The organism is Streptomyces niveiscabiei (assembly GCF_001419795.1).
GTDB classification, from domain to species: domain Bacteria; phylum Actinomycetota; class Actinomycetes; order Streptomycetales; family Streptomycetaceae; genus Streptomyces; species Streptomyces niveiscabiei.
In genome coordinates this window covers 1-11,170 of sequence record NZ_LIRL01000681.1, presented here as the reverse complement: position 1 = coordinate 11,170, position 11,170 = coordinate 1, and the positions used below count along the sequence as shown (strand labels likewise).

Genomic DNA, 11,170 nt, shown 5'->3' with positions numbered 1-11,170 from the left:
GTAGGTGCCGTCCTCGTTGAAGGGCTCGTTGACGACGTCCCAGGCGGCGATCCGCCCCTTGTACCGGCCCACCTCGGTGTCGATGTGGTTGTGGAGGAGCGTGCTCAACTGACCAGGCGTCCAGCTGCCGTTGGTGAGCCAGTTCGGGTTCTGGCTGTGCCAGACGAGGGTGTGGCCGCGCACCTGCTGCCCGTGCGCCTCGGCGAAGTCGACGATCTGGTCGGCCTCGGCCCAGTTGAACGTGCCCTGGGTGGGCTCGACGGAGCCCCACTTCATGGCGTTGCCGGGGGTCAGGGAGGAGAACTGGGAGGCGGACAGGTCGCCGTAGGTGCCGGTGAGTTTGGAGCCGGTCACGGCCGTACCGATGATTTTCCCCTTCGCCGTGCCGAGGTCGCGCAGGGGGGTGTCGGCTGCCTGGGCGGGGGATGCCGTGGCGGTGAGCAGGGCGGCGACGGTGGCCGCCCCGGCGAGCAGAGCGGGCAGGACGGACCGGTGTGATCGGGGGGAGGATCTCATGGCGGGCGCCTCCGAAAGTTTCGGTTGTGCAACCGATTGACTTCGGAGGAGTGTGGGGGCGCCCGTCGCACCCGTCAATACACCCGTCGTACCCGTCAATACATCAGCTTCCGGCCAGCGGCGGTACCCCCGTGCTCGACCGGACCACCAGACTCGTCGCCAGCTCCACCCGCGTGGCGGCCGGGCCCTCCGCGCTCCCGTTGTCCGACCGCCCCAGCTCCAGGACGAGCCGCGCCGCCGCCTCGGCCATCTCGGTCAGGGGCTGCCGTACGGTCGTCAGCGGCGGCCCGACCCAGCGGGCGACCGGCAGGTCGTCGAAACCGACGACGCTGAGGTCCTCGGGGATGCGCAGGCCCAGCTCGCGCGCGGCCTCGTACAGGCCGAGGGCCTGGAGGTCGTTGCCGGCGAAGACGGCGGTGGGGCGGTCGGGGCGGGCGAGGAGTTCGCGGCCGACGCGGTAGCCGGTGTCGTGGTGGAAGTCCCCCGCGCGGATGAGGTCGGACTCGACCGGCAGCCCGGCGGTCTCCAGCGCGGCGCGGTAGCCGTCGATGCGCGCGCGGCTGCACATCATCTGCGGCGGGCCGGTGATCGCGCCGATGCGGCGGTGGCCGAGTTCGACCAGGTGGCGGGTGGCGGCGAGGCCGCCCTGCCAGTTGGTGGCGCCGATCGAGGGGACGTCGGCGCCGGGGTCGCCCGCCGGGTCCATGACGACGAACGGCACGGAACGGCTGGTCAGCAGCGCGCGCTGGGACTCGTCGAGGCCGGACAGGACGAGGATCACGCCGTGCGGGCGGCGGGCGGCGACCTGGTCGGCCCAGGTCCGGCCCGGCGTGAGGCGGCCCGCGCTCTCGCTCAGGACGACGCTGAGGCCGGCGTCGCGCGCGACGTTCTCCACGCCCCGGATGACCTCCAGCGCCCAGGCGCTCTCCAGCTCGTGGAAGACCAGGTCGATGAGGGGTGAGCGGGTCGCCTCGGCCCGCCGGCGCCGGTAGCCGTGGGCGCGCAGCAGCTCCTCGACGCGGGTCCGGGTGCCGGGCGCGACGTCGGCCCGGCCGTTGAGGACCTTCGAAACAGTCGGCGCGGAGACGCCGGCCTCGCGGGCGATCTCCGCGAGCGTCGCGGTCTGTGGCCGCGTTTCAGCGGGGTCCGAGGGTGTCATGGCGGCGATCGTATCCCCGCACACCCTCTTGACGAACCCCGTGCGGCGCCATAGGTTCCCGGAACATTCGGAATTACGCTCGAAACATTCGTGCAGCGACTGCGCGAAACCGTCCGACTGGTGGCTCACCGACCTCTGACAGGAGCTTCATGACCACCGCCTCCGAGACCGGCTCGGCCCCCGAGCGCGCCCCCTGGCGCGACCCCTCCCTGCCCGCCGCCGCACGGGTCGACGACCTCATCTCCCGGATGACGCTCCAGGAGAAGACCGCCCAGCTGTACGGCGTCTGGGTGGGCGCCGACACCGAGGACGGCGGAGTCGCACCCCATCAGTCCGACATGACCGCCGACTACGACTGGGACGAGCTCGTCGCGCACGGCCTCGGCCAGTTGACCCGCCCCTTCGGCACCGCCCCCGTCGACCCGACGGCCGGTGCCCGCGCCCTCGCCGAGGCGCAGCGCCGGCTGGTCGCCGCGAACCGCTTCGGCATCCCGGCGCTCGCCCACGAGGAGTGCCTCGCCGGGTTCACCGCCTGGCAGGCCACCGCCTACCCGGTCCCCCTCTCCTGGGGCGCCTCCTTCGACCCCGACCTCGTCGAGAAGATGGCCGCCCGCATCGGCCACGACCTGCGCTCGGTCGGCGTCCACCAGGGCCTCGCCCCGGTCCTGGACGTCGTGCGCGACGCCCGCTGGGGCCGCGTCGAGGAGACGATCGGCGAGGACCCGTACCTCGTCGGTACGGTAGGTACGGCCTACGTACGGGGCCTGGAGTCGGCCGGCGTGGTCGCCACGCTGAAGCACTTCGCCGGGTACGCGTCCTCCGCGGGCGCCCGCAACCTGGCTCCCGTGCGCGCGGGCACCCGCGAGTTCGCGGACGTCACCCTGCCGCCGTTCGAGATGGCGATCCGCGAGGGCGGCGCCCGCTCGGTCATGCCGTCCTACACCGAGCGCGACGGCGTCCCGGCCTCCGCCGACCCGGAACTGCTCACCCAACTCCTGCGCGAGACCTGGGGGTTCACCGGCACGATCGTCTCCGACTACTTCGCGGTCGGCTTCCTGGAGACCCTGCACCGCGTCGCCGGTACGCCCGCCCAGGCGGCCCACGCGGCCCTCGCCGCCGGCATCGACGTCGAGCTGCCGACCCTGAAGTGCTACGGCAAACCGCTCCTGATGGCCGTTCAGGACGGCGCCGTGCCCGAGGAGTTGGTGGACAACGCTGTCCGGCGCGTCCTCCTCCAGAAGTGCGAACTGGGGCTCCTGGACGAGGACTGGGCGCCGGTCCACGCGGACCCGGTCGAGCTGGACTCGGCGCAGAACCGGGCGGTGGCCCGTCAACTCGCCGAGGAATCCGTCGTGTTGCTCGACAACCCGGACGGCATCCTGCCGCTCGCGCCGGACACGCGGATCGCGGTGGTCGGCCCGCGCGCCGCCGACGCGCTCGCGATGCTCGGGTGCTACTCCTTCCCGTCCCATGTCCTTCCCCATCACCCCGGTGTCGCCGACGGCATCGAGATCCCCACGGTGCTGGAGGCGCTGCGTGGTGAACTGCCCGATGCCAAGGTCACGTTCGCCGAAGGGTGCGGGGTCGACGACCCCGACACCGGCGGCTTCGACGAGGCCGTGGCGCGTGCCTCCGAGGCGGACGTCTGCGTCGCCGTCCTCGGCGACCGGGCCGGACTCTTCGGGCGGGGCACCTCGGGGGAGGGCTGCGACGCCGAGGACCTCCGACTGCCCGGCGTCCAGGCCGAGTTGCTGGACGCCCTCGTCGCCACCGGGGTCCCTGTGGTGCTGGTGATGCTCGCCGGGCGGCCGTACGCGCTGGGCCGGTGGCACGGGCGGCTCGGCGCGGTCGTCGAGGCGTTCTTCCCCGGCGAGGAGGGCGGGCCCGCCGTCGCCGGGGTGCTGTCGGGCCGCGTCAACCCGTCCGGGCGGCTGCCGGTGAGCGTGCCGCGCGTGACCGGGGGCCAGCCGTGGACGTACCTCCAGCCGCCGCTCGGGCTCAAGGGCGAGGTCAGCAACCTCGACCCGACTCCCCTGTATCCCTTCGGACACGGGCGCTCCTACACGAAGTTCGTGTGGGAGGGGTTCGGCGAAGGGGCGGCGATCCCGACCGACGGTTCGTACGACGTCGGCGTGATCGTCCGCAACGCCGGGGACGTGGCCGGGGCCGAGGTCGTCCAGCTCTACCTGCACGACCCGGTGGCCTCGGTGACGCGGCCCGACGTACGCCTGATCGGGTACCGGCGGCTGGAGTTGGCACCGGGTGAGTCCCGGCGGGTGACGTTCACCTTCCACGCGGACCTGTCGGCGTTCACGGACCGGGGCGGGCGGCGGATCGTCGAACCCGGGGTGCTGGAGCTGCGGTTGGGGGCGTCCAGCGCCGACACGCGGCATGCCGTGCAGCTCGAACTCACCGGGGAGGTGCGGGAGTTGGGGGTGGACCGGCGGCTGCTGTGCGAGGCCGAAGTGGACTAGCCGACGCTCTCGAAGCGCCACCGGTGCACTGCGCGGGCGATCAAATGCCCTTCGGGTTCCGGGAGTTCGGGCAGCTGTGCCGCGTACTCCGCGTCCCACCACGTGATGACCAGCACCCGGCCCTCGGGCCCTCGCAACGTCTCCCGACGGAGGGGAGACGTCGCGAGGGGCTGGCGGCGGGCCCAGGCGAGGAGTTCCTCGCCCCGGCCCGCCGCCGCCTTGGCCTCCCACATCAACGCGACGGTCATGAGTACAGGTTGCCCTTGCTGACCTCGTGCACGTGATCGTGCGCATGTCCGGGTACGTGGGGATCGGTGACCGGCAGCGACGAGTCCGCCGACAGGTCCCAGTCCGAGGCGGACCGGCCCCGCGCCACCATCTCCGCGCCGAGGGCCGCGACCATCGCCCCGTTGTCCGTGCACAACTTCGGCCGGGGCACCCGGAGTCGGATGCCGGCCGCCTCGCACCGCTCCTGAGCGAGCGCCCGCAGCCGGGAGTTGGCGGCGACGCCGCCGCCGATCATCAGGTGGTCGACGCCCTCGTCCCGGCAGGCCCGTACCGCCTTGCGCGTCAGCACGTCCACCACCGCCTCCTGGAAGGACGCCGCCACGTCGCGCACCGGCACCTCCTCCCCCGCCGCCCGCTTCGCCTCGATCCAGCGGGCCACGGCCGTCTTCAGCCCGGAGAAGGAGAAGTCGTAGGCGGGGTCGCGGGAACCGGTCAACCCCCGTGGGAAAGCGATGGAGTTGGGGTCGCCCTCGCGCGCGTACCGGTCGATGACCGGCCCGCCCGGGAAGCCCAGGTTCAGCACGCGCGCGATCTTGTCGAACGCCTCACCGGCCGCGTCGTCGATCGTCGCGCCCATCGGGCGGACGTCCGAGGTGATGTCGCTGGACAGCAGCAGCGAGGAGTGCCCGCCGGAGACCAGGAGCGCCATCGTCGGCTCGGGCAGCGGGCCGTGCTCCAGCTGGTCGACGCAGATGTGCGAGGCCAGGTGGTTGACGCCGTACAGCGGCTTGCCCAGCGCGTACGCGTACGCCTTCGCCGCCGAGACGCCGACCAGCAGCGCGCCCGCGAGGCCCGGGCCCGCCGTGACGGCGATGCCGTCCAGGTCCTTCGCGCTCAACCCGGCGTCCTTCAGGGCCCGTTCGATCGTCGGGACCATCGCCTCCAGGTGCGCGCGCGAGGCGACTTCGGGGACGACGCCGCCGAAGCGGGCGTGCTCGTCGACGGACGAGGCGACCGCATCCGCGAGCAGGGTGGTGCCCCGGACGATCCCGACGCCGGTCTCGTCGCAGGAGGTCTCGATCCCCAGGACCAGGGGTTCGTCAGTCATCGTTCTCGGTTCCTCGTACGGGAGTTGCTGCGGGGTCGGTTCGGCGCATCACCAGCGCGTCCACGTTCCCCGGCTGGTAGTAGCCGCGCCGGAAGCCGATCGGCTCGAAGCCGTAGCGCTCGTACAGCTTCTGGGCGCGGAGGTTGTCGACGCGGCACTCCAACATGACCTCCGGGCACTCGAACTCCGTCGCCGCGCGCAGGAGTTCGGTCAGGAGCCGGCCACCGAGGCCGGTGCCCCAGTGGTCGTGGGCCACGGCGATGGTCTGTACGTCGGCAAGGTCGCCGGACGCGGCGAGCCCGGCGTACCCGACGATGCGGCGGTCCTCGTAAGTGGCCACCAGGTACCGCCGGTTCGCCTCCGGACCCCGCGCGTGCGCCAGCTCCGACCAGAACATCCCCCGCGACCACGCGTCCTCGGGGAACAGGCCACGCTCCAGCTCCAGCACGGGATCGATGTCCCACCAGCGCATCTCACGCAACACGGGCTCGGTCACTTCGGGGTGACCACCTTGTAGTTCTTGGGGACCTGGGCGTCGGGGCGGCGCAGGTACAGGGGGCGGGGTTCGTCCAGCTCGATGTTCTTGCTCAGGCGCTCGGCGGCCAGCGCGGCGAGGGCGGCTGCGGACACGTGTTCCGGGCCGGGTACGACGTCGAAGTGCTCCGGGTACAGCAGCGCGCCCGCGCCGAACGCCGGGACCTCCTGCGCGACCTCCGCCGGTCTGTCCACCGCCGGGCCGCTCACCCGGGTACGCCGGTCCTCGTAGCGCGCCCAGTACACCTCCTTGCGCCGCGCGTCCGTCGCGACGACAAAGGGGCCCTCGACCTGAGCCTCGTACGCCAGGCCGTCCAGCGTGCACACGCCGTACACCGGCACGCCCAGCGCCAGCCCGAACGTGTCCGCCGTCATCAGCCCGACCCTCAGCCCCGTGTACGGCCCCGGGCCCGTCCCCACGACGATCCCCGTCACGGCGTCCAGTCTCACCCCCGCCTCCGCGAGCACACGGTCCACGGTCGGCAACAACAGCTCACCGTGCCGGCGCGCGTCCACCTGACTCGACGCGGCGACTGTCTCGCCGCCGTCGTGCAGGGCGACGGTGACTGCGGGGGTGGCGGTATCCAGAGCTAGCAAGAGCACGCGAACAGCCTACGGCGCGCGGGGATGCTGTACGGCCCCTGCTGCTAGCGTCCGGTACGAAAACGGACGTTTTGGTGCGGAGGTGGGCGCAGGTGACAAGCAGCAGCGCTGGACTCGTGGCCGGGCTCACGGCAGCGGCGATCACGACGGTCGGGGTACTGGCGTGGCAGGCATCGGCCCAGTCGCCGGGCGACCTGAACAAGCCCCTCCCGACGGCCGCCTCCAAAGCACCCCGCGATGTGAAGCACCCCGACGCCCTCCCCGTGAACTCCGGGGTCGGCCAGCGAGTCGTCTACTCCATCGACGACGACCGCGTCTGGCTGGTCGACGACACCAACAAGGTCACCCGCACCTTCCGCGTCTACCCCGGCGGCCTCGACCCCAAGCCCGGCCCCTACACCGTCTCCTCCCGCGCAGGCGCGGTCACCGCCACCGACGGCACCCACATCGAACACGTCGTCCGCTTCGCCGCCACCCCCGACGGCATGGCCATCGGCTTCAGCGCCGCCATCAACGGCTCCCTCCCCGACGGCGACACGATGGTCAAAACAGGCGGCATCCGCGAAACCCGCCCGGACGGGGACGCAATGTGGGACTTCGCGACAGTGGGCCGCCGGGTCATGGTCATCCGCTAGAACCCCCGGCCCGGCATCTCAATCGGCCTGCTTGAAACACTGCGAGTAAACAGTCACGTCAAGCAGGGGCGCATTCCCATCAAGCCCCTTGAGCCACCTGACCTCAAGCTGACTGTGCGTCTTCTGATGGGCGGCCTTGATCTCAGGATTCTTGTTCCGGCTGCCGTCATCTCCGTCCTTCACGATCTTCCACCCATTTTCCGGCAGAGATCGCTTCAGATTGGAAAACCCTTCCCCAAGCTTACTGTTGTCAATCCCATACATCGACCAGGGATGCCTTACCCAGACCCCCTTCTTCCCGTCGTCAGTGCAGGACGAGCTGTACGGCCCGGGCTCGGTGGCCTTCCCCTTGACCTTCACCATGTCGAGCACCTGACTGGAGAGGGACGATACTTCTTCCTCCACCGCAGAGGAGCTACGCACAGGAAGAGACTGACTGCCATCCCTATCCTTCAAACATCCCGTAGCAAGGAGAATTGAAGGCACCACGAGCACAGAAATCAGGCCAGTTCGCCGTACACGGTGAGATTCAGGCACTCTTGGATGCCGCGGTCGAAGCTGTCACATCGATACGCAAAGCACCGGTACCAGACGGAACTATCCGCGCAATAGTCATGTCTTCGTTTTTGAGTGCGACAAGAGCAGAGTTTCCAGAACTCCCTGAGACGTCGCGAGTGTCCCACCCTGAAGCATCAAAGTATGCCCGCACACGCGCTATCGCTTGCACTGCATCAGCTCCATTGAGCGGCTGAGTGGACCAGCCGTGTTGAGCGTACACCCCTTCCGAATCGCGATGGAAAGACACTCCCTCCTCTTCTGGAATCTCCTCATGACGCACCTGGAGTGCATCGTATACGCGACTGGAATATGTGAGAACTCGCTGCTCCAAGTAGTGGCCCGTTTCCGGAACGGAGAGGGAAGCCGGGTCGGCTTCAGAAGCGCTTTCCAGCGAGAAACAGGGCGAGGTGACAGAGATAGCCGCCAAGCCCTCGCCTTTCTCCCGGTCCACAACGCCTGTCACGGCACTCATCCAGAAGTCGTCCGACGGTGTGCGCATATCGACCGTGGGGAACGGGGCGCTCCAGTCGGCATCTGACGACTGGAATCTATACCCCTGTTCGACCCAGGCGTCCCTGGCCTGACGGACCAGACTCTTTGCCTGTTTCCCAGGAACCTTCGTAAGTTGATAAGTGACCCGAACTTGCACCCGATCTTTTCCAGAGCCAGGTTCGTCAGCCAGACAAGCACCCAGTGGGCGCGTGCCGATACGCTTAAGGGTGGGCTTCGGCGACATGCGGTCTACCGCTTGATGAATGATCTCCTCGGAACGTGCAATCGCCTGTCGCTCATCCATCTTTCCCGGCCCCTCACTCTCACTGTCTCCGGTTCCATTTTTTCCGCACGCCAGGGCTGCGAAAGCAACCAGCAACGAGACTCCGGCCAGAGCCATCCTGGGCGTCTTCACGGGTTTCCTCCCGTGACGATGCTGGCGATAGTTTTCAATGAATTACCCTCCCAATACTGAGAGTGCGCAGGCATGAGGCCATCCGACCCGGGAAGATCGCCATCGGCGACCTTGAAAGTCTGCCCACCGAACTCGTTTGATGTCGGATCGTTCCCATACATGACTGAGTGATCATCAAATAGGCGCATATACGCCTTGTAGTTCAACGGCGCAAGGGGCCCGGCGGGCGGTGGCGCCAGATTGACCAAATCATTCTTTGCCGTGGCAGCCCAAACATGATCTGCCGGAATATTCAACTCTTCAGCACGCATCACCCCTACACCCGGGCTGCCTACCAGAATTGCACTGTCCACCGGAAGGTTCGGATTATCCCGTAGCGTCTCACCGGCAACCAGGCTTCCGTAGCTGTGAGCCAGAACCGATGAATTAACATGCCCCCCATGCACTGTATCAATACCTGTCAAAAAATTAGCCAATGGTTCGCGCGCATTATCGGCCCACTTGGGATCGGTCGCATCAGTCAAAAGTCCCTGCGGCGCATCATAGCCAAGCCACATAATAGATGCGGTCGAATGAAGCGGGTCTGCCATCGCCGCCCTCGCCTGTACCGCCTCGGCTCTAGATATGGCACCATCGATGCCGCTCAAATTATTCCCGGTCCCGGGAACATACGTCACCACATTTTCAGCAGTGTCGGGATTTCCGATGGAAACAACCGCATGCCCGATACCCTTGTTGTCAAACCCCAGGAGGTACGGACGGACGCTCTCATCCCCCGAGAATTCATCATAACGTTTTTGAATGGCATCCATTCCCTTCAGTCGCCCCTCGAGCTCCTTCCGTTTCGCATCCCACTCCTCCCATTCTCCCCCTGGCAGTCGCTCTTTCGTCAACACTTCTTCCCCTGTATTCGGATTGACCCGGTGAACCGTTACAAAACGATCAGGCTCCTTTGCCATCCAGGAATTCAGCTCGATCTGTGCCGAGCCCCGTGTCTCGGCGAGTACAACACGGTTGGCTTCATCCCGCACATCGGCAGGTAGGCCGTTCATCCATCCAATCGAATCAGGATGGAGCGAGACATAATTGTCTTGCTGCTCGTCTGTCAGCCCATTCCACCAATCAGCGTTCGCTTTAGGGGTTCCGTCCTTGGGTGGAGGCTTGATCGAATCCAGGTATTTTTCGGCCCCTTGTAGAGTCCCTTTCGTGTCCGCCTTGACATCCACCCAGTCCTCGTCCGAGACGGTCAGGTCGTCGTCGGCCTTCAAGGCTCGTAGCTTCGGGGCCCACTTGGTGTCGGCCTCGGTGGCTTCCTGGAGGGCTGTGGCGATAAGGTCGGCGCAGTCCTGGGCGGCGCGGTGGTGGGGGTTGGGGTCGAAGTTGGCGGCGGAACGGCCGATCGCGGCGGCGGTGGGGTCGAGGAAGCCGCCGGCGGTGCCGCCTTGCGGGGTCTTGCCGTCCTCGCCCTTCGGTCCGCCCGGCGGGTAGGTCACCGAGCCGTCGGCGTTCACGGTCAGGTTCGCCGATTTCGCGTCCGCGAGGGCCGTGTCGAGTTTCCGTTTGGCGGCTTCCATCTCGTACGAGAACGCCTCAAGAGCCGCGGCGACGAGACCGCACTCGACCTGGACGTAGTGGAAGTTCTTGCCCAGCTCCGTCAACTGGGCGACGGCCGCGTCCGCGGCTTTGCCCTTCAGGGCGTTCCGCATCGCTGCGGCGATCTGGTTGTCTGTCCGGTCCTTGGCCGCACTGGCGATCTCGGACGTGCTGCGGTAGCCGTCGGCCGCCTGCGAGTACTCGGCCGGCTTGAGAGCCTTGAGCGTTGCGAGATCCATGACGTCCCGTTACCGCCCCTCAGCCCTTGCCGCCGACGGCGGGCGTGTCCGCGTAGGCCGTCCTCAGGTTCTGGATGTCGACCAGCACGCCGTCGTCGGTCTGCGACAGGTCTCCGCCCGCCTTTCCGAGCAGCGCCGCGAGTTTCCCGCACCGGCCGCCGACGTCCTTCACATAGCGCGCCCAGGAGTCGTGGACCTCTTTCTGCGCCCCGGCGGTCAGGCAACCGGCGTCCGTGCCCAGCCCGTCCTGGCCGTCCGAGAGGTGCCCCAGCGCCTTCGCGATGTCCTCACGGAACGCGCCGACCTCCTGCCCGGCCTTCGTCCAGACGGGCCTGTCCGACACGAGCGTCCCCGAACCCGCCGCATCGGACGGATACTGATTCAGCTGCATATGCGTCGTGCGTTCCGCCGCCGCGCTCTTCAGCTGTTCCCACTCGTCCCACGACACGCTCTTTCCCTCCCCAGGGCACCACCATCACCAACGGTTTGCACGATAACCATTTCGGTAATGGCAGGTCATGAGTGTCTCCGCTGTGCCGCTTGAGTACGCGTACTCAGACGGGACCCGTGTCCTGGCCCGGAGGCGGGGGGACGCTGCCGGGCATGGTCGGGGGTG

The 11,170-nt window shown here is 68.1% G+C and carries 12 protein-coding genes; 2 read left to right on the top strand and 10 right to left on the bottom strand.

The features are described 5' to 3' along the window. The coding region (locus tag AOK24_RS30335) for an endo-1,4-beta-xylanase (protein WP_206191286.1) at window positions 1-516 on the bottom strand (516 nt) is incomplete at its 3' end. Window positions 517-619: 103 nt separating this feature from the next. Next, on the bottom strand, window positions 620-1,675 hold the full coding sequence (locus tag AOK24_RS30330; RefSeq protein WP_055723236.1) for a LacI family DNA-binding transcriptional regulator: 1,056 nt from the start codon (window positions 1,673-1,675) through the stop codon (window positions 620-622). Window positions 1,676-1,824: 149 nt separating this feature from the next. Here AOK24_RS30330 and AOK24_RS30325 point away from each other — a divergent pair, with 149 nt between their 5' ends. Further along, window positions 1,825-4,149, top strand: coding sequence for a beta-xylosidase/alpha-l-arabinosidase (locus tag AOK24_RS30325; RefSeq protein ID WP_055723235.1), 2,325 nt, complete (start codon window positions 1,825-1,827; stop codon window positions 4,147-4,149). Here the strand turns inward: AOK24_RS30325 and AOK24_RS30320 are convergent. The 4 genes from AOK24_RS30320 to tsaB are packed head-to-tail and all read right to left on the bottom strand — an operon-like array spanning window position 4,146 to window position 6,622. Further along, on the bottom strand, window positions 4,146-4,397 hold the full coding sequence (locus AOK24_RS30320; protein WP_055723234.1) for a hypothetical protein: 252 nt from the start codon (window positions 4,395-4,397) through the stop codon (window positions 4,146-4,148). The two genes, AOK24_RS30325 and AOK24_RS30320, sit on opposite strands and share 4 nt — an antisense overlap. Next, entirely contained in the window at window positions 4,394-5,485 is a 1,092-nt protein-coding gene (gene tsaD / locus AOK24_RS30315; protein ID WP_055723233.1) for a tRNA (adenosine(37)-N6)-threonylcarbamoyltransferase complex transferase subunit TsaD, read from the bottom strand. Before tsaD ends, AOK24_RS30320 begins: the two co-directional genes overlap by 4 nt. Then, a complete protein-coding gene (gene rimI / locus AOK24_RS30310; protein ID WP_055723237.1) occupies window positions 5,478-5,957 on the bottom strand; it encodes a ribosomal protein S18-alanine N-acetyltransferase in 480 nt (159 codons plus the stop codon). Before rimI ends, tsaD begins: the two co-directional genes overlap by 8 nt. Window positions 5,958-5,977: 20 nt before the next feature. Beyond that, window positions 5,978-6,622 carry a tRNA (adenosine(37)-N6)-threonylcarbamoyltransferase complex dimerization subunit type 1 TsaB gene (gene tsaB, locus AOK24_RS30305; RefSeq protein WP_055723232.1) on the bottom strand — a complete coding sequence of 215 codons (645 nt, stop codon included), beginning with the start codon at window positions 6,620-6,622 and terminating at the stop codon, window positions 5,978-5,980. 92 nt (window positions 6,623-6,714) lie between these two features. On the opposite strand from tsaB, the gene AOK24_RS30300 reads away from it, so the two are divergent. Then, on the top strand, window positions 6,715-7,257 hold the full coding sequence (locus AOK24_RS30300; protein WP_206191285.1) for a hypothetical protein: 543 nt from the start codon (window positions 6,715-6,717) through the stop codon (window positions 7,255-7,257). Window positions 7,258-7,275: 18 nt separating this feature from the next. Here the strand turns inward: AOK24_RS30300 and AOK24_RS30295 are convergent, their stop codons facing one another. The 4 genes from AOK24_RS30295 to AOK24_RS30280 form a co-directional block, all read right to left on the bottom strand. Next, window positions 7,276-7,620 carry a hypothetical protein gene (locus tag AOK24_RS30295; protein WP_159052035.1) on the bottom strand — a complete coding sequence of 115 codons (345 nt, stop codon included), beginning with the start codon at window positions 7,618-7,620 and terminating at the stop codon, window positions 7,276-7,278. Between the two features lie 166 nt (window positions 7,621-7,786). Further along, window positions 7,787-8,722, bottom strand: a complete 936-nt coding sequence (locus tag AOK24_RS46530; protein ID WP_240554205.1) for a hypothetical protein — start codon at window positions 8,720-8,722, stop codon at window positions 7,787-7,789. Then, window positions 8,719-10,554 (bottom strand): alpha/beta hydrolase, encoded by a 1,836-nt coding sequence (locus AOK24_RS46525; protein ID WP_079057071.1) that lies wholly within the window; start codon window positions 10,552-10,554, stop codon window positions 8,719-8,721. The genes AOK24_RS46530 and AOK24_RS46525 overlap by 4 nt, the downstream gene beginning before the upstream one ends. A 19-nt stretch (window positions 10,555-10,573) precedes the next feature. After that, a complete protein-coding gene (locus AOK24_RS30280; RefSeq protein ID WP_055723227.1) occupies window positions 10,574-11,002 on the bottom strand; it encodes a hypothetical protein in 429 nt (142 codons plus the stop codon). Between the last annotated feature and the right edge of the window lie 168 nt (window positions 11,003-11,170).